Origin of the sequence: Flammeovirga pectinis (assembly GCF_003970675.1) — a bacterium.
In the GTDB taxonomy this organism is placed as follows: Bacteria; Bacteroidota; Bacteroidia; order Cytophagales; family Flammeovirgaceae; genus Flammeovirga; species Flammeovirga pectinis.
The window spans coordinates 1,181,404-1,201,596 of record NZ_CP034563.1 but is presented as its reverse complement, the minus strand read 5'-3'; the positions used below and the strand labels follow the sequence as shown (position 1 = coordinate 1,201,596).

The window sequence follows — 20,193 nt, the reverse complement described above, 5'->3', positions numbered from 1 at the left end:
ATCTTATTATTTAATGATTAGGTGCTTAATTATACTATCAATTACTCTTATAAACTTCTCTTTAATTCTCTTTCTGATGCGACCTGCCAATAATTATTTTTAAACTTTAATATGATAAAAGTAAGCAGCGTGTAAAATGGTATAATTAATAAGATTTGAAATTGATTTAATTGTGCAAAACCAAATATTCCCATACCCCAATCTATAATTATCCATTGAATAATGTAAAAAGAGGTAACGTTTTTACTGGTAAAACGAAGTAACTGATTTACCTGTTGTGGTATAAATTTCTCAATAAGAGGTACGATACTTAAAAACAACATATTTACACCTAAAAGTAATAACGTTCCACCCGGTCCTAGGTGGTAATAATCTCCAAAGTGATAATTGTAATCTACTACACAAAGTAGCATTCCAAGTCCAATTATTCCTAAAGCATAAAAAAGAACTAATTGGTTGTACCTTTTAATAGATGTGCTATTCTCTTTATAAAGCATACCTAAAAAACGTCCAAATAAAATAAAAGACATCCACGGAAAAACAGGGAAGTACACATTGTATGTATTACTCCATAAAAGATCTAATACATAATCTACTCCCACAATATTTAAAGTAAAACCGCTTACAAGTTTAGCTGTGCCAATTATAAATAATCCTAATAAAAGTACATTGAATTTATTTTGTAAAAGAGGAGTAAGAACACCCATAATTAGTAAAGACACACCTGCTAATTGTAGTATATCACCTAATAAGAAAAAGTGGAGAATAGTACTTAAAATTTCAGTTTGTCCTAGACCATGTGCTTCAATTAAATTGATAGGTAGTATACCAGTAAGCATAGGGACAACAAATTTTAGTGTATTTAATAGATACCCTACAGCTAAAATTTTAACCCCTCTTTTTAATACAGCTTTTGCAGATTGTCGTTTTGAAAACACAAAAGAAAAACCCATTACAATTAAAAACACAGGTGTGCCTCTTTCAGCTATTAGCATAAGTTCGCCTAATATAGAGTTCTTCCATGTTTCTGGTGTGGCGTACATCATCATGCAGTGAAGTGGAATTAAGAATAAAACACTACTTCCTCTTAGTACATCTAAAGTATTATATCTAGTTGAATTCATTTAAAACGGTCTTAAATTTTGCAATAGGATTTTTGATTGTTCCAATAAACTGTAAACGATTTACAGGGTCTGCGAGATCGACCATTTGTTTATTGTTTTGGAGTTGAAGACGGTTTAAACAGGAAAGTATAAAATCATCAGCAAAAAGATCACATTCTGTAAATTTAGAGCTGAATTGTGGGTGTTCGTTTTGGTATTCTTTAATTGATTGACTTACTAATTCCCAAAAATCAAGGTGATGGAAATTACAGTGTTCTTCTAAAATTTGAGAAAGAAATCTAAAATAACAATCAAATACATCTGTAAAAATAGTAAGTGATTTAACGTCATTACTTGCATTTACAACTAACCTTTTTACTGCAGAGGAATAGTTTTTATCTTCTTTAAAAACAACAACTTCTTCTGTTATATCTTTCATAAAGATACCAAAAGGGACATTATTTTTCATTTTCAGAATAATGTTTTCACCGTGTGGCATAAAGGCTAAATCATAAGCATAAAAACAATGCAACAAAGGTTTTAAGTAGGCATCTAAATAGTTTTTAATCCATTGGTCTACATTCAACCAAGACGAATCAATAAAAGCTTTAAGCAAAGCGTTACCCTCTCCATCAATATGTAATAAAGAAGCCATTGTTACTGCTTTTTCTTCTTTCTGTAAAAATTGTTGAGGGGTTTCTCTCCATAAAACAGCTACCATTTTATTGTAAGCGTTTGTTCTTCCTAATGGCTCAAAATTCACATTTCTATAGCCAATTGTAGCTACCTCACCAAGCATAGAAAAGCACTGTTTTTGCAAATAATTATCCTCTTTAAGTAGGGCAGTTATCCAAGACGTAATGCCTGGAGTAGTTTGCATATAATAGGGAGAGAGACCACGCATAAAACCCATATTCTGTATAGATAAACCTGTTTTTACATAGTATTTATCTTCTTCACTTTTGTTGTAAAGCGTTCGGATAGATTGCTGAGGCTGATAAGTGTCCTTTCCTTCTCCTAATAAAATTAGTTTTTGATTGGTAATATCATCTGCAAAAATAAACGACAACTTATTTTGCCATTGCCAAGGGTGCATCGGGAAAATGTAAAAATCATCTGGATTTAACCCTAGACCTTTTATGGTGTTTTGATAAACAGTATGTTGCTCTTCTCCTAACTCTTGCGTGATAATAGCAGTATAATTTAGAGAATCAATGCTTGTAAAACTTGTTTTAGATTTATGACCAGCTACCCACAGAACTTTAAAACCATTCGATGCTTCTGGAGCAAATTTTTGATAGTCATCTGCATTAAACCCAATTCTACCATTATTCGCAATAAAGCAGGGATGTCCTTCAAACATATTTTTTTCTATTGTTTGAAAATCTGATTTTGCTAATTCATCTGCTGTAATCGTATTTTTCTTCAGTTTATAGATTGCTCCATAGAGGGTGTTAGACAACTCCTCTAAGTAAGTTGGGAGCATATCTGTAGGAATTTTTAGTAGATGATTTACCTCAAAAATAAATTCAATGATAGATAGAGGTGCTGCCGTCTCATTTTGTTCTTTTCTAATTGATGTGAGGTCGATCCACCAATGTTCCAAAGGCAAAACACGTGCACTAAAAAAGTAACTGATTTGATTATCTAGCTCAATTGTAAAATCATTAAATTCATCATTGATCTTGGTTAATTGAGGTGTAATCAATTTTTCGTGTGAGAACTCACTTATAGCTTTGCGAAGAAATAAAGCATTGACTTTATTCCATAAAGAAGCATCAAAATGATTGACAGCTTCTTGATTTTTTATATCACTATTCATAAAGTATCAAAGACTATTTTGTTTGCAATTGATGAATGGCAGAGCTCCTAAAATCTGCTCTTGTACAGAAGGCTAAATAGGCATTCTTTTCAGGGAACTCAATTATCTTTTTATATTTAAAACCAGCCTTTTTATTTCGAATATGTATCTTCTCATTCGCAACATCAGGTTCTACAACAATCCGATTAACTTCATCAGAATCGAACAAAAAGTTAATAACGTAAGAGAAAATGTGAGTAGTAAAATTAGGAATACTTGTCTTTTTTGGAGCGGTAAGAATATGAAAACCATAATCTCCTTTTAGTGCAGTATAGTAGTTACTAACTCTGTCTTTAGGCGCATAATAAAACTCTACTAAAAATGCTTTCTGATTATTGACTTTCCCCCAAAATATACAAGTGCTTTGGTTCTCAACGATCTCTTTATAAGTACTGTAAACTAATTCTACACTACTATTTTCTAACTGCCAATATTTTGCATAGGGTAAATTTACCCAATTATGAAGTAGTTCTACATCATTGTCTAAATCAAAAGGTTCTAAAGACATCACGCCAATATCTCTTGTAATGTATAGACTTTCTTCTGCTTTGGTTTCCCAAAAGTTACTATCGAAAGGTAATGTTTGTTGTAAAGTTTTCATGTTGAAGTATGTAATGAAGTGTTTTGTTCTTGTGAAGTTTCTGTTTTAAAACTTCTATAAAAAATAAATAACGTAATACAGAAACCTATAACGGAACACCAAAATGGAGCAGTAAGAGATATTTTATCTACGGTATAACCTGCTATTATTGAGGAGGTCAATACGCCAAAATTTTGTAGTAAATGGATACGACTATAATCTGTAGCATACTCATCTGGTGTACTGAATTTAAAGGCAACTACATCAAACTGAACATAGAGTTGGAATACGGCCCAACCATAAATAATGCGTCCTATAAAAACAATGTAATCAACTCCTACACCTTGTAAACCAATACCTATACTACCTAATACAAAGGCATTAATAATTTTAACGTTATACGGTTTGTCCGATTTGTATTTATGTGTAAACCATAATGCAAATAAACCAACTAAGGCAGGGATTGAATAGACAAATCCCGATACAAGCTTATGATTATACTGTGATATTGCTTCCCAATAAATAGAGAAGAAAGGACGTATAAAAAAGGTGCTGAAATAAAGGAGCATTGTAATTAATCCTATTTTTAGAATGGGTGTTTTAATTCTAAAAAATGGAGTAGGAGTCTGTTCAATTTTTTCCTTTTTTACAGAATGTTTGCGGATAAATTTTATATAAATACACATCAGGAATTGAAATGCATCACCTAAGGCCATAATGATAAAAATATAACCCGTATTTAAATAATCAACTATTCCACCTCCAATAAATGCACCTACAATTGCCCCTAAATGTACAATTACAGATAAAATACTAATTGATGTACTGTGTTTCTCTTCTGTACTTAAACGCATTATATAGGGGTAGATCAATAAGTAACTTCCTTTAAAGAAGAGCATACTCATGGCACATATCCAGAACATATACAGTTCTTGTACCCAGTACATTCCTATACATAGGATACCAGCAAGGCATTGCGTAAATATTAGAAGTGTAAATAAATTTACTTTCTTCTGTACACGTGCCCAAAAAGGAAAGGAGATCATTATTACTAAGCAAGATGCAGCTAAATAATACCCAACATGTTCAGGTTGCCACATATTAAACCTTTCACCAAAAAACTGAGGGAAGAAAGGGTGTAACATCGTATCGCTTACCACGGCGATTAATGTCATAAACATCAATAAAATTTTTGTATTCATCTTAGATTATACTTTCTTCAATTACCTCTTCTTCTTCAGTAACGTCAAATTGTTGGAAGGCAATTTTCTCTTCAATAGGATAGTATTCTTTACCTGTTATCTCTTTAATTATATAAGAGTTTCTATAACAAGCCATACCTAAATCTGGTGTAACAAAACCGTGTGTATAAAGTTCTACGTTTTGAACAAAAATTTTGTCTGCACTCTTATCAATAGTATAATTTCTATTGGCTTGTGGTCTGTCTTTCTCATCGTATTGAATGTATCTACGGAGACCTTCCATAAAGAATGGATTCTTGTATCTGTAACCTGTGGCCATTATTACAGCTTCTGTAGAATGCCTGTATTTCTTACCTTGTTCTTGCTGCTCTACAATTAACTCTATACCATTAGCAGTTACAGAAGCAGAGGCTACTCTAGAACTTGTTCTTAGATTTACATTAATCGGTGAGGTGAGTTTTTTTGCATAAATAGTATCAAAAATCCCATTAATTAGATTAGAATTAATGCCTTTGTATAAATGTTTTTGTTCTTGTAAAAGTGCCTCTCTTTTAGAAAGAGGTAAGGAGTAGAAATAATCAACATATTCTGGAGATGTCATTTCTAAAGTAAGCTTGGTATATTCCATCGGGAAAAACCTGTGCGATCTAGTAATCCAGTTTAAAGTATACTTATGCGTATCAATATCAACTAAAAGATCATTAAAAACTTCTGCAGCACTTTGTCCACTACCTACAACTGTAATGGCTTTTTTTTCTTGAAGTTTCCTTTTGTTAGGTAAATATTGAGACGTATGAATTATATTCTTTCCCAAGCTTTTTAAGGCAGTAGGAACATGGGGAGATGTACCTGTTCCTAATACAATTTTTCTGCTTATAAATGTTTCGTGCTCTTGGTCATTTCCTGTAATACAAGAAATATAAAACAAGTCTTCATCTTCATTGTAGCAAATCATATCTACTGTTTTAGAAAATATAAGATTGTCTAATTGTGCTATAACCCATTGGCAATATTGGTTGTATTCGTTTCTTAATAACAAGAAATCTTCTTTAATATAAAAAGAGTAGATTTTGCCTTTTTGTTTTATATAGTTTAAAAAAGAATAGGGACTTGTTGGGTCTGCCAAAGTAACAAGGTCAGACATAAAAGGCACTTGTAAGGTGGTGTCTTCTAATAGTAGACCAGGGTGCCAATTAAATTTATCTCTTTGATCTAAAAATAAGCAATCAAGTTCTTCAATAGGGGCTGTTAAACACGCTAAACCTAGATTGAAAGGGCCAATTCCCACGCCAATAATATCATATATTTTTTCTTGCATTGTAGTAATGTGTTTATATAAATTGTTTTTCTTCTTCTAATAATTGTTCACCAATCATTGCGAGAATAGATAAGATTTCTTCAAAATTTTCTTTACTCATTGTTGGGTTTAAAATGGTAAATTTTAAGTAGTTATTACCCTTAAATTTTGTACCTGCAACAACAGCTTGTCCGTTAGAAAATAACTTTTTACGTATAAGAATATTTAACTGATTTAATTGATCAGCATTTAAATTGATAGGAGCAAACCTAAAAACAAGACAATGTAAAGAAGGTGGGTTGAGCAGTTCAAAGTCTTTTCTATTTTGAATACAATCTGCTGCTACCTTAGTTAAAGCAAGTGTTTGATCATAATAGCTTCCTAGCTTTTCAGTACCCATAAGCCTAAAAGTTAACCACAGTTTTAGAGCATCAAACCTTTTAGTTGTTTGTAATGATTTATCTACTTGGTTAGGTACACCAGCATCTTTACATGCTTTTGGATTTAAGTATTCTGCATGATGGCTTATTAAATTTAGATTATGAGGTTCTTTTACAATAAAGCCACTGCAACTAACCGTTTGGAAATAAGTTTTATGGTAATCTATTGTAGTAGAATCTGATTTTTCTATTCCATCTAACAAGTATTTGTGTTCGTTGGAAAGTAATAAACCTCCACCAACTGCTGCGTCTACATGAAACCACAACTGGTACCTTTCTGTAATTACCCCAATACTTTTTAACGGATCAATACTACCATAATCTGTTGTTCCTGCAGTTGCAACTACACCAATAGGGCAATTGCCATCAATAAATTCTTTAAGAATAGCAGACTCTAATGCTTCGCAATCCATTTTAAAATTATCATCAACAGGAATACTTATTACGGCATCTTCTCCTAAGCCAAGTAAGGCGGCACTTTTTTTAACGCTAAAGTGACTACATTCTGAACAAAAGATTTTCAACTTACCTTTGTCGGTGTTTACCCCAAATTTTGTTACATCATACTGTTGCTTTTTTTGGTAAAAAGAATCTCTCATTAAGAGAATTGCCATAAGGTTAGATTGTGTTCCTCCACTTGTAAAAACACCATCTGGCGTAGGGTATCCAATTTGTTGCCCGGTCCAATCAATCAGTTTTTGCTCTATTAATGTACCTCCAGCACTCTGATCCCAAGTATCTAAAGAAGAATTTATTGCCGAAAGAATTTGTTCTCCAATTAAAGAGGGTATTACAATTGGGCAATTTAGATGTGCAATATATTTGGGTAAATGGAATGCAACCGCATGTTTTAGATAGATCTCTTGTAATTCTTCAAAAACAAGGTGCGAAGAAGTTGGTGCTTCTTTAAAATCAATCTTATCCACTACTTTCTGAAGTTCCTCGTGTGCAACTCCACTAAAAGGTTGTGTTCTATTATGTAAAAAGGAGAGTACATTCTCTGTGGCAGTATTAATTCCTTTTTTGTATTTATCAATACTGTCTTTATCGTGGTTGAACAAATCAGACAAGTCCAATTGTTCTTGTGTGGTGTTCATGTTGTTGTCGTCAATAAATAGTTTCTTTACCATTCTGAGTAGTATTTAAAGTTGAGTGTTTTATTTAGAATGATTTTAAATAACACTACAAAGATTGGGTGATTAAAGGGACTAAAACTATCGATATCAGAAATAATAATTACGAAAAACGGTATTCTATAATTAGTGTAATCAATAGTAGTATTTGATAAGTACTATTATATGGTGTTTAAATAGTATATAAATGAATATATGTATCATATAAGTGCAAATATTGTTATTGCTTTAATAACTCTCTTTTATTTTTAATCAATCTAAATAAGATTTATGTTTGTATCACAAAATAACTATTGAAACAACAAATTATCTCAGTAATGGAGCAAGATATTGCTTTTGTAAATACACTTTCAGCCTCTCTGTTTAATCTTAGTAATACTATTAAAATTGAAAGAAAGAATACATCAACTTTTGAAAATAGGGTTTGGAAGAACCCAAACATTAATGGAAACTTTAATATAATTAGTAATCAATCTTATGAGATATATAGTATATCAATAGAAGCACGAGAATCAATAAATTTTGTGTTAGACACCAACGAAGATGAAGTCTTTCTATTATTCAGTTTAAAGAAAGACGGATTAAAATTAAATGTAAATACTAAGAAAGAAACATTATTAAGAACAGAAGTAGCTTATATAAGAAGTAATACAAAATCTGAATATCAGTTTTTAAATAATGAACAAGTGGAAGTAATCGTGTTTTCTTTAAAAAAACAGTTTTTCGAACTACCATTAATCAAATTATCAATAGACGAGTTACTCCACTACTTTTTTAATATAGATGGTGGAAAATTAAATAGACCTTTTAAAGTAAATGAGAATATAAATAAAATTTTAACCGAAATACAGCTCAATAAAAAACAAGGTGAATGTGCCTTATTATACATCAATGCTAAAGTATTAGAGCTGATTACAGAGGTGTTAGAAACCTTTATGGTATTAGAAGAATTGGAGGAAGGGAAAGATGAAAAACTAATTAAGGTAAAAAGAATAATTACAGAGAATATCAATATCCATTATTCAATCCCTGAATTGGCAAAAATGATTGGTATGAATGAATCGTACCTAAAAAAGCGTTTTAAAGATGTTTTTAAAGAAACAATTTTTGAATATGCGAACAAGAAAAGAATGCACCAAGCAAAAATTTTGTTGTCCTCTTCTTGTCTCCCAATTTCTATAATTTCTGATCGGGTGGGATACCAGCATGCTTCTCACTTTTCTTACGCCTTTAAAAAATATATAGGAGACGCTCCAAATAAATATAGAACAGACCACAAATAGAATATAAATAAATGAAATACATCTTCATTTTATGCCTTGTCATTTTTCAAGGCCTGGAAGCTTACTGCCAAAATAATTTAGAAGGGTTTATTAAAGATGAAAAGAATAACCCTATTCCTTATGCTATAGTGCAACTTACAGAAACTAATAAAACGGTTAGAAGTGATGCGAAAGGGAAAGTAGTTTTTAAAGATTTACAGGAAGGTACTTATACGCTTTATGTCGATTTTTTAGGTTATAAACCGATAACAAAAAAGGTGGTTGTTAGTGCAAATACTAATTTTCTGATTGTACTCCAAGAAGATATTCAGGAGTTAGATCAAGTAGTTGTTTATGGTAAAACAGCAGCTACTTTACTAAGGGAAGAAGCCTATGCTGTAGAAGTGATAGAAACGGAAGGTTTAAAAAACTCAACAGTAGATGCAAGTCAACTTTTAGGAAGAATATCTGGCGTAAATATTAGACAGGATGGAGGGCTAGGTTCTAGTTTTGACCTTTCGTTAAATGGTCTTTCTGGTAATAGAATTAGAACATTTATTAATGGAATTCCAATGGATTATTTCGGGACTTCTTTAACTCTTAATAATTTCCCAGTAAATCAGATTGAAGGGATTGAAGTTTACAAAGGTGCTGTTCCTATTCATCTTTCATCAGATGCTTTGGGTGGAGCAGTAAATATAGTTACCAATCATAAACCGATTAATTACCTAGATGCATCGTATTCTTACGGAAGTTTTAATACACAAAGAGCATCTGTAAATGCCCAATATCACCATAAAAAATCTGGTTTTACAGCACGTATAAAATCATTTTTAAACCACAGTGATAATGATTACAAAATTGATGTTAATCTCCTAGATTTTGAATCGGGTAAATTGGATGAAAACACTACAGAAGTAAAACGTTTTCATGATGCTTATACCTCTAAAATGGCATGGGTAGAGGCAGGGTTTATGAATAAGAAATATGCCGATGAATTAATGTTTGGTGTTTTAATTTCTGATAATTTTAAAGAGATACAACAAAACCCATACGCTACTGGTACACCTGCTTTCCCTGTTGGTGAAGCCTTCTCTAAAGAAGAGAAGTTAATCTATAATTTTGTTTACAGAAAGCGAGATTTATTTGTAAAGGGATTTTCAATTAATAGCTATTTAGTTTTTGTAGATGCACTCGCTAATAATGTAGATAAAAGTCCGAATAGATACGACTGGTATGGAAACTATAAAGCAGATGCTCACCCTACAACGGGAGAGATGGGTAGAAAATCTGATTTTACAATGAACACAGAAAACCTACTCGGAAATTTAAACGGAGAATATGCCTTTGCTAACCATCATAGTGTGGCTATAAACTACTCTTTAAATAGCCTTACAGTAAAAGGAGAGGATAAATACCAACCGCAAAACAATACTCAATTTTCTAACCCGAATACTGTAGATAAACATGTTTGGGGCGCATCTTATACGTATTCTGTGTTTGATGATAAATGGAGTACAATCGCTTTTGCTAAAAAATATTACTATAATTTATTTGCCATTCAATCAAATTTTCAAGGAACAGAATCAACTGATTTTATTTATAAAAATGATGCCTTGGGATATGGAATTGCCTCTACTTTTAAACTCAAACATTTTCAATTTAAAACCTCTTACGAAAAAGCGTATCGATTTCCCGAATCCTATGAATTATTTGGTGATGGTATAAATGTAATACCTAACCAAGAGCTTTTACCAGAAGAAAGTGATAACCTAAATTTTGGCATAAAATACCAAACCTTAAGAGCAAATAATTATCAAATAGAAATGAATTTATTTGTGCGTAATACAAAGAATTATATAAGGTTTGAACCTAAGATGAATCGTAGTTTTTATATCAACGATCCGAAGGTGGTTTCTAAAGGAATAGATGTAACAACTAGCTATATTTTTTCTAAAAAGTTTACAGCAAGTTTAGCAGGTACGTATCTCGATTTAAGAAATAACGATAAAGACCAAATTGTATACAATGACCGTCTACCAAATGAGCCTTATTTATTTGGAAACATGACGTTTGTATATAATCAGGAGTTGCCTAAAAAACAAATGCTTTCTGTAACTGGAATATCCAGATACGTACATCAATTCTATTTGCTATGGCCTAGTCTGGCAGCATCAGAATCAAAATCAATTATACCAAGTCAACTGACTTTTAATATAGAGCTAACATACACATTTCAAGAAAGTAAATACAACCTTTCTTTGTTATGTGCCAACGTACTCGATAACAAGGTTTATGATAATTTAAATCAGCAAAAACCGGGTCGTGCTTTCAGTATCAAAGCACGTTATTTTATACAGAATTAAACAAACTTTTATTTTAAGATGAACAAACAATTTTTACAATCACTTCTACTATTAAGTAGCTTTTCTCTTTTTGTTTCATGTGATGAGACGACAACAAATGAGACACAACCAAATGTTGAAACAGGTTTTGTTGTTGGTATTGAAGCAGCAACAGGTACAGACGTTTTAATAACTGTAGACACCATAACTTCGGGTACAATTTCGCCTATTAAGCAAGGGATTGAACAACCCGCTTGGATGTCTTTTTATGCCGCTGGTAATATGGTTTTAACAACAGGCTATACAAGCGATAATATCTTGACAGGTTATGAATTTGCAGGTGAAAATGCTCAATTAGTAGCAACAGGACAATTAGTGACAGATCATGGAATTTTTGCAGCCACAAATGTAAATGAGAATGAATTCTTGGCAGTAGGTACACCAAGAGAAGGTTTTGAAGATAGAGTAATTTATAGTATTGATAAACCATCAGTGTCTATTTCGGAACGTTTCCTTACTAAAATTGATGAAAGAAAAGCACTTGATTTAGTGGCATTCCCAACAGGCATTTTACAGAGAGAATCCAAAGTATATTTATCTTATTATTTAATGGGTTCTGGTGCGGTGGTTCCTGCTTTTGCAACGCCCTTGTCGGATTCTGCTAGAATAGCAGTCTACAATTACCCATCTATGGAATTTGATAAATATATAAAAGACGATAGAACATCTGATATTGGTAATTATACTGCAAAAACGGCTTTACAAGAAGATGAGAATGGAGACATTTATACTTTCTCTACATCTTCTAATGCAACTGGTTTTTATCCGACACCAACTAAACCGTCTGGATTTTTAAGAATTAAGAGTGGTGCAACAGCATTTGACCAAGATTACTTCTTCAACTTTGAAGAGAAAAGTGGCGGCATGAAAATTAATAATGCAGTATATGCAGGGAATGGTAAAATGGTAGTAAGAACTGTTACAGACGACTCTCAGCTTTGGGGTACTTACGGACCAAATACAGAGACACCTGTTTGTAGTATTACTATTGCAGATTTAAATGCACAAACGGTTACTAAAGTAGAAGATGTGCCGTTGCATGGTGGCGAATGGGGTATTGCTCATTTAGTTAAAGATGGTAAAGTCTATTTAAATATTTCTGATAGTAAAGGAGGATATATTTATGAAATTGATCCTGAAACTGCAACAGCAAAGAAAGGAGCTAAAATTGATGGACATTATGCAAAAGGAATCTTTTCTTTAAATAAGAACTAAGCACAACTATTAAGTAAAGTGATAGGGAATTGACTCTATCATTTTACTTACCAATTCAAACTTACACAGATGAAAAAACTGATTAGTAAACTCCATTTAATCATAGGTCTTGTATCTGGCTTAATAGTTTTTATAGTTTCTATAACGGGATGTATTTATACATTTGAGCATGAAATACAAGAGTTAACGCAATCTTACCGATTTGTAAAAGAAGTAAAAGGAAATGTACTTCCTCCTTCAAAAATTAAAGAAATAGCCTATAAAGCAACAGATGGAATGGACGTACAACGTATTTATTACGAAACTCCAAACAACGCTTCTATGGCTTTACATTATGCAGATAGTGCTTCTTATTTTTACATAACTTTTATAGATCAATACACAGGCGAAGTTTTAAAAATTAAGAACCTTAGAACCGATTTTTTTACAGTAATTCTTTATTTACATATCTCTTTGTTATTACCAAATGGAGAGTTAATAGTAGGGATTGCTACATTAATATTTTTTGTAATGTTGGTTTCTGGCATTGTACTCTGGTGGCCAAAAAATAAGAAAAAGAAGGCAGTACAGCAGAAATTTAAAATAAAATGGAACGGTAGGTGGAGAAGAAAGAATTATGATCTCCATAGTGTATTGGGGTTTTATGCTTCGTGGGTACTTCTTTTTACAATCGTAACAGGACTAATATGGTCGTTTGAATGGTTTGAAAATACCCTTTATTATCTTGTTTCTGGCGGAGATACTCTTCAAAAAACAACGTATGCATCAAAGGTTCCATCAAGTAGTAATAGAAATAGTGCATTGCCTGGTATTGATAGGGCTTGGTACAAAGTTTTAGAAGACGATGCTCGTATTTTAGGTACAGCTATTTATATCCCTCAAAAAGAAACTGACCCTATCAAAATATATTCATCTCCAGAACACGGTACATTTGGTAAACTAGATTGGAGGTGTTTTGATCAATATTCACTTAAAGAATTATCTAATGAAAATGACTTTAGTGGTAGGTATGAAAATGCAACTACAGCACAGAAAATTTTTCGTTTAAACTATGATATACATACAGGAGCAATACTTGGTTTAACAGGTAAATTTATCATGTTTTTTATATCATTAATTTCAGCATCATTACCAATAACTGGTTTTTTATTGTGGCTGGGGAGAAAGAAAAAAAAGAAAGGTATTCTTAAAAAAGAACCTTCACTTGAACTTGTATAAAAATGATCATTGCTTTTTTATAAAATATACTTGTTAATATTATTATACGTCGGTTTTCCAATAACAAGTAGGAATGGGGCATTGCCTTTTTTCTACTTTTAGTATGTTTTAATGAATTAGAATTCATGTATTTATAAACAATTTTACTTTAAAAGTAAAGAGTAAAACGTGTTAATGTTTTCAAACGTTTCTAATTGTACACTTTCTCTAGGAAATTATTTTCAAATACACCACTTTTGCAATAATTAAAGATATTTAATTTGTCTTAACAATATCGTTCTTCAATTACAAAAGAATGATAAAACAACTTATATCTTAAACTTTTTTTATTAAGACTACAAAAATGAAATTTAAATTAATAACAATAAGTAAACATCTAATGTTTATTACATTGTTGCTGTGTGTGACAACACTTACTTACGCTCAATCTAAACTTACAGGTAAAGTAAAAGAATCTTCTAGCAGTGCGGTAATAGAATATGCCACTGTTGCATTGTATAATCAAGAAGATAATTCTTTAGTAACAGGTGTGGTTACAGATACCGAAGGGAAATTTAGCATCCCTAAAGTAGAAGAGGGAACTTACAAGTTAACGGTTGCTTTTATGGGTTTTGAAACGGCAACAAAACAGAACATTAAAGTAAGTAAAGGTCCTGTTAAATTAGGTATTATCAGCCTGAAAGAAGACAGTCAGATGCTTGCTGAAATTGAAGTGAAAGGAGAGACCTTAACTGCAGTAACAAAAGTTGACCGCCAAGTGTATGATGCTAGTAAATTTGAAAATGCATCGGGAGGAACAGCTACAGATGTTTTAAAAAATATGCCTTCTGTTAGTATTAACGGAGAAGGAGATTTATCCGTACGTGGATCAACTGGTTTTGTGGTATTGCTAAATGGCAAACCTGTACAGTCTGATGCGGCAACAATTTTAAATCAGTTGCCCGCAAATGCCATCAAAAATGTTGAAGTGATTACTGCTCCTTCTGCCAAATATGATTCAGAAGGTAAGGCAGGGATTATCAATATTATTACTACAAAAGGTGCTGCTGATAGATTATATGCTCAAGTTAATTTGCGAATAGGAATGCCTGCAATCGAAAATTATGATAATCATAACAACCCACAACGTTATGGAGGTGATTTTACAATTGCTCAGCAAAAAAATAAGATCAATTGGTCTTTAGGTGGTTCTTACCAAAGAAATGATAAAGCAGGTAGAAGAGAAGGAGATGTTTGGACTATTATTGACGAAAGAAGTGATCCGAATGATGGGTATAAAACAAATTTCCCTTCTGATGGTGAAAGAAGTTACGTAGAAGAAAACTATTCTGGACGTTTTTCTTTCGGATATGATCCAAACGAGAACAATACTTTTAATGTAGCTGTAATGGGTGGTATTCGTGATAAAACACGTTTAGCAGATATCTATTACAATAAAAATCAGAAGTCAGATCCTGCAACAGGTACACCAATAGGAGACCCTTTCTCTTATTATAACCATAACTCAAGAAATAGACAATCAGACTTTTTAGTGAGTAGTGTGGATTATGCGCACACTTTTGATAACGAATCAAAATTATCTGCTTCTGTGTTGTACGAATACACAATGCTTGGCGGACCAACTTATAATGATAATCAGAAGAAAGGTTTTGACACTGCTGAAGCAAATCAGTATTATTATTTAAGAGAAAGAAATACTAATGATAACCCTTTAAATGGTTTTAGAGCAAACATAGATTATAGTTTTAAACCTATGACTTTTGGACAAATTGATGTTGGATATCAATACAGAACATTAGATCATAGAGGTGATTTTCAATATGATAGTGCTGTTATAATTGATGGTACTCCAACTGGGGAATGGAATCAAATACATAAGTATTCTTCTAATCTTAACTTAAACCGTGATATCCATAGTGCGTATGCACAACTTGCAGGAGAAAAAGGCAATTGGACGTATGGTGTTGGTGTTCGTGGAGAGTACATGGACCGTGTGTTAGATTATCAAGGAACGGCTCCGGGAGCAACAAAAGAAGTTTTAAATTACGATTACTTTAAGTTATTCCCTTCGGCAAATTTACAATATCAAATTAATGATGGTCTTGCAGTAAAGTCGGCTTATTCTAAGAGAGTTGAACGTACAACTACTTTTAAAATGAATCCTTTTAAAGAAAAAGAGCATTCAGAAACTTTAGAACAAGGTGATGCAAGCTTAGAACCAGAATTTATTGATTTAGTAGAACTAGGTGCAGTACAAGAAATTGGAGATCATACTATTTTTGCAACAGCTTATTTTAGAAATACACAAAATCTAATTAATAGAACAAATACTATTGATAGCGATTCTGTTTTAAACAGAGTGTACACAAATGTAGGGCAAAGTCAGGTATTTGGTTTTGAACTTGGTACTAGTTTAAAAATTACAGATTGGTGGGATTTCTACTTAGGAGGTAACGTTTATCACGATCATATTACTGGAGAGTTTAACTATGACGATACTGATAACTTATTATTAGTTTCTATGCCAATTGATACTCAAGCATGGCAATATAGCTTTAATGTAAATTCGACTTTTGATATCACTAAAACATTGAGCTTAAACTTTGCTTTTAATTACTTATCAGAAAGAATTACGGCACAAGGTCAAGATTCAAGATTCTACAGTCCTAACTTATCTGTAAAGAAAACATTCTTAAACGATCGTTTAGCCGTTAATGTACAGTGGTTAAACATGGATATGGGTGTACTAGAAACCAACGAACAACGTATTACTACCTCTGGTGATTATACAGCGTATGGTTATGATGCAAATGCGAATGCAGTTGTTGATAACAGTTTCTATACCACTACAAATTATGTATATGAGGTAGATCAGATTATTATAAATATTACTTACAATTTTAATAGCTTAAAGAATAAATCTAAAGGTGTTAAGAGCGAATTTGGTAATAAGGAATTTTAATTAATTTATCTATTTTCTATAAATGAAAGCCATCTCAATATTTTTGGGGTGGCTTTTGTTAGTATAAAACTAATTATATTTATGTTGTCATTAAGTTAATTTTGAGTTGGAATTTCTAACAATAGGTTTCAGAAGTACCTATTTATGGTAGTAGCAGGTTAGGACAATTTAAACCTACTGATTTAGACCTTTCTGCAGCTGGATTAACTTATAGAAGTTACGAGTTAAGTAATCACCTTGGTTCTGAATCACTTTTGATGGAAATTTTTTTTTACACTACTGACAGGTAATAATACTTCATTTTTAAGCTACAAAATCATTTTTATATAGTGATTATGATAGGATGAGAGGTTTTTTAAGTAGCGGTAATGACTATCCATCAATTAAATTTGATAAACCTAAGTTAGGCGATAAAGTCATAGATATGATTGATGGAATGGAAATAGAACAGAGAGCAAATAATATTTTTTCTATGATGGAAAATTATTTAGGGAAGCATTGATGAAACTTACAACTGATAAATATGTAAATCAACAAAAGTCAAAAGTTGTTCCTCGCTCTAATGGTGTAAAAGTGCCAGATGGTGAGATAATAGATTTGATGAAAATTAGATTTCCATCAGGCAGAGTAATAAGCAAAGGACATATACTTAGGTCGAAAGGTGATACAGTAGAATAAATAAGAGAATTAAATGAATAGTTATGAAATATTTAAGTATGCTAATATTATTTATCTGCTTTATATCATGCTCTGATAAGAAAATAAACTACTTATTAGAGCCTTCATTAAGAGATAATATTTTAGAAATAAATGAACTTCAGCAAAGAAATAGGCAAGAAGTTCTATTTATCTATAAATTTGAAAATTTTCAACTTATTGAATTTAATGCTATTCATAATAATGAATTGTTAGGTTTTGAATACGGTGTTATTTCAAAATTAGGTATTTATACTATAGGCATTGTAAATGAAAATCAATTTACTGGTAAAGAAATAAAAATAAAAAATGATTCTACTTTAGAAACTTCATTCTTCCAAAATAACAAAAGACTAAATAGATCTATCATTAACATGAAAAACGATTTATATTATTTAGAAAAGGTGTATGATGAAAATAATGATATTATTGATAAAATTTCATACAGTTATAAATTAGGCCATTTAGTTAAAAAAGTAGGGCGTAATTATTACTATAATTATGAAAACTATGTTAATGATGAAAGAGGAAATTGGATAAAAAGAGATGAACTTTATTATGAAGCTGATTCTTTAATCTATGAATATAAAGTGACAAGAAATATTAATTATGCAAATCATTAATTTCACCCACTGCTTTGAGTATTAACTCGTAGACGTTTCTAAAATCTCCAGTTAAATAAATTTGCAACTTATAAAAACAATAAAGAAACCCCACAAACTAAAAACTTGTGGGGGTTACTCTGCCAATAAATCAATCAGCAATTTCAAATCTTTTTCATTAACAGTAGCTTATTCAGACTTACTAACCTATTAAAGAAAAGATAACCAGTTAATTTGAACTCAAAGTTACTGATAAAGCTTTTTAGTTCTTTATAATCTTTTTGATAATACTCGTTTTCTGATTAATAATTTCTATTAGGTATATACCTTTAGTATAATTAAAAGGAATCTGATTTGTTTTATGCAAATCAATCGTTTTAAGTAATTTATTATCTATTGTATAAATGTTTAAAGTAACTTTTTCTTTAAGAGAAGAAAGGTCTAAGGTCAGTTGATCGTTAACAGGATTTGGATATACATTAATTAAATTTTGTAATCTATCTTCCAAGCTTGTTACCCCTTCTTCAGACCATTTAGCATAATATGTTCGTATAGCTAGATTGGTTGGATTGGCCTCAACTGCTTCTCCAATAACTGGTTGTGTTAGTTCTGCATCAGAATACCAACCTAAGAAACTATAATTCTCTCTCACTAAATTTTGTAATGTTATTGCATCAGATTTACAATGAAAGTAAGCAGGATTAGGGTTTGTGGCATTAAAAACATTCTCATAATTAATAGTTATGTTATAACAAAAATCTAATGTAAACTCAACAAAACCAGTACTACCATTTGGAATTGCAACTACTCCTTCACCGACTAGATTCTTAAAAAAGCCATCATGATACCAACCGTAAAAAGTATAAAAAGCAGTAGTAGCTAATTCTTGTAAAATTATATCAGGACTTTCAATGGTATATGTTGATGGATTTGGATTTGTAACATTGCTTGGTAAATTCTCATAACTAATTCTATAATCAATTAATATCCATTTAGCGTACAGGCTAATATCAGTTCTATCTGCATTTGTAAATTGTGTTTTAGAGTTTGTGAATGTGCTTTCAGTGTACCATCCGCCAAATGTATATCCATTTCTGCTATCATATGCAAGATCAGTTATAGGAATAGTTACATTATTATGTATTGGATTAAATGTAGTGTTGTTTGTGTTTGCTACTCCATAAGTATTATGATAGGTAATTGTATAATACTGTTGGAAATCTTGAGCTGATTTATTCGCTGTTAAGTTAGTATAGCTATAAGAAGTTGGTGTAAAGACTTTCCCAGTTTTAGAAGGTGTAATAACAATATCAGAACCAACGGGTACTTCAACAGTATAAGTGTCTCCATTATTATATGTTGTAGATGAAGACAGATCACCTGTTACTGCAATAGCTATATTATCTTCTCCGTTTACTAATCCAGTAACTCTAATTCCGTTGAAATTTATAGTTGCAGAAAATCCTTTAGTAAAATCTGTAAAAGACGTTACATTTGTATTGGTTGGATTATTTACCTCTGCCCAAGTATAAGAATATAAACTATTTGGATGAGTAGGTAAGGTCACACTACTTAAAGAAGAATTGTTTCCGAAAGCATTGGGACTAATACTTGTTACAGTATTTGGAATACTAACCGTTGTTAGTTGGTTATCATAAAAAGCTTGGTTTCCAATTTCTTTAAGTGTTGATGGAAATGTTATAGAATTAATATTGTTATCCTCAAAAATAAAATTTTCTATTCTAGTGACAGAGTTAGGGATTACAATAGAAGTTAAGGCATTGTTTCTAAAACAAGCAACTTCAAAATCAGTAAGTGTTGATGGTAGTTTTACTGAAGTAATCCCTTTATTTTCAAAGGCAGAAGTACCAATAATAGTTACTGTTTGATTATCTAAAGTCGAAGGAATTATGATATCTGTATCACTAAAAGAATATGAACAACTTACTAGTCTTCCGCTTGTAACTACCACATCGCTATCTGTGAGCGTGTATTGACTAAACACAGTAGAGGTTGTAATAACAAAGACAAAAATTAGGTTTAATAACTTCTTCATAGATTTACTTATTTGGTTATTATTAATTTAATCTATTCGTAAGTATTTCAATAAAAATAAAAGCAGATTCTAAAGTAGGTTATATTTATTCACAGTTTTCTTCATTGCAAATAACTATATTCAATATATCACCGTTTTATACTTATTAGTAATTTACTATT

15 protein-coding genes are annotated in these 20,193 nt (G+C 31.4%); 8 read left to right on the top strand and 7 right to left on the bottom strand.

The genetic code is table 11. From position 1 onward, the window contains the following. Positions 1 to 47: 47 nt before the first annotated feature. From EI427_RS24720 to EI427_RS24695, 6 genes are read right to left on the bottom strand one after another with little or no spacing between them, the layout of a single operon-like run. Positions 48 to 1,124 carry a heparan-alpha-glucosaminide N-acetyltransferase domain-containing protein gene (locus EI427_RS24720; protein WP_126620109.1) on the bottom strand — a complete coding sequence of 359 codons (1,077 nt, stop codon included), beginning with the start codon at positions 1,122 to 1,124 and terminating at the stop codon, positions 48 to 50. Further along, entirely contained in the window at positions 1,111 to 2,925 is a 1,815-nt protein-coding gene (locus tag EI427_RS24715; protein ID WP_126620107.1) for an IucA/IucC family protein, read from the bottom strand. The genes EI427_RS24720 and EI427_RS24715 overlap by 14 nt, the downstream gene beginning before the upstream one ends. A 13-nt stretch (positions 2,926 to 2,938) precedes the next feature. Continuing rightward, the gene (locus EI427_RS24710) at positions 2,939 to 3,565 is read right to left on the bottom strand and encodes a GNAT family N-acetyltransferase (protein WP_126620105.1); all 627 of its coding nucleotides are present in this window, start codon (positions 3,563 to 3,565) and stop codon (positions 2,939 to 2,941) included. Then, positions 3,562 to 4,746 (bottom strand): MFS transporter, encoded by a 1,185-nt coding sequence (locus tag EI427_RS24705; RefSeq protein WP_126620103.1) that lies wholly within the window; start codon positions 4,744 to 4,746, stop codon positions 3,562 to 3,564. Before EI427_RS24705 ends, EI427_RS24710 begins: the two co-directional genes overlap by 4 nt. A 1-nt stretch (position 4,747) precedes the next feature. After that, on the bottom strand, positions 4,748 to 6,064 hold the full coding sequence (locus EI427_RS24700) for a lysine N(6)-hydroxylase/L-ornithine N(5)-oxygenase family protein (RefSeq protein WP_126620101.1): 1,317 nt from the start codon (positions 6,062 to 6,064) through the stop codon (positions 4,748 to 4,750). A gap of 13 nt (positions 6,065 to 6,077) precedes the next feature. Beyond that, a complete protein-coding gene (locus tag EI427_RS24695) occupies positions 6,078 to 7,613 on the bottom strand; it encodes a pyridoxal phosphate-dependent decarboxylase family protein (protein ID WP_126620099.1) in 1,536 nt (511 codons plus the stop codon). 320 nt (positions 7,614 to 7,933) lie between these two features. Here EI427_RS24695 and EI427_RS24690 point away from each other — a divergent pair, with 320 nt between their 5' ends. The 8 genes from EI427_RS24690 (at position 7,934) to EI427_RS24665 (ending at position 17,997) form a co-directional block, all read left to right on the top strand. After that, a complete protein-coding gene (locus EI427_RS24690) occupies positions 7,934 to 8,899 on the top strand; it encodes a helix-turn-helix domain-containing protein (protein ID WP_126620097.1) in 966 nt (321 codons plus the stop codon). An 11-nt stretch (positions 8,900 to 8,910) separates the two neighbouring features. After that, entirely contained in the window at positions 8,911 to 11,244 is a 2,334-nt protein-coding gene (locus EI427_RS24685; protein WP_126620095.1) for a TonB-dependent receptor, read from the top strand. A gap of 18 nt (positions 11,245 to 11,262) precedes the next feature. Continuing rightward, complete coding sequence (locus tag EI427_RS24680) at positions 11,263 to 12,498, top strand: DUF4374 domain-containing protein (protein ID WP_126620093.1); 1,236 nt, start codon at positions 11,263 to 11,265, stop codon at positions 12,496 to 12,498. Between the two features lie 69 nt (positions 12,499 to 12,567). Beyond that, positions 12,568 to 13,716 (top strand): PepSY-associated TM helix domain-containing protein, encoded by a 1,149-nt coding sequence (locus EI427_RS24675; protein WP_126620091.1) that lies wholly within the window; start codon positions 12,568 to 12,570, stop codon positions 13,714 to 13,716. A 343-nt stretch (positions 13,717 to 14,059) separates the two neighbouring features. Next, entirely contained in the window at positions 14,060 to 16,678 is a 2,619-nt protein-coding gene (locus EI427_RS24670) for a TonB-dependent receptor domain-containing protein (protein ID WP_240655389.1), read from the top strand. A gap of 343 nt (positions 16,679 to 17,021) precedes the next feature. Then, complete coding sequence (locus tag EI427_RS26030; RefSeq protein ID WP_155523321.1) at positions 17,022 to 17,180, top strand: hypothetical protein; 159 nt, start codon at positions 17,022 to 17,024, stop codon at positions 17,178 to 17,180. Continuing rightward, positions 17,180 to 17,356: a hypothetical protein gene (locus EI427_RS26025; protein WP_155523320.1), complete on the top strand. Its 177-nt coding sequence runs from the start codon at positions 17,180 to 17,182 to the stop codon at positions 17,354 to 17,356. The genes EI427_RS26030 and EI427_RS26025 overlap by 1 nt, the downstream gene beginning before the upstream one ends. 23 nt (positions 17,357 to 17,379) lie before the next feature. Beyond that, a complete protein-coding gene (locus tag EI427_RS24665) occupies positions 17,380 to 17,997 on the top strand; it encodes a hypothetical protein (protein ID WP_126620089.1) in 618 nt (205 codons plus the stop codon). A 241-nt stretch (positions 17,998 to 18,238) separates the two neighbouring features. On the opposite strand, the gene EI427_RS24660 is transcribed toward EI427_RS24665, so the two are convergent. Next, the gene (locus EI427_RS24660) at positions 18,239 to 20,032 is read right to left on the bottom strand and encodes a leucine-rich repeat protein (RefSeq protein WP_126620087.1); all 1,794 of its coding nucleotides are present in this window, start codon (positions 20,030 to 20,032) and stop codon (positions 18,239 to 18,241) included. Between the last annotated feature and the right edge of the window lie 161 nt (positions 20,033 to 20,193).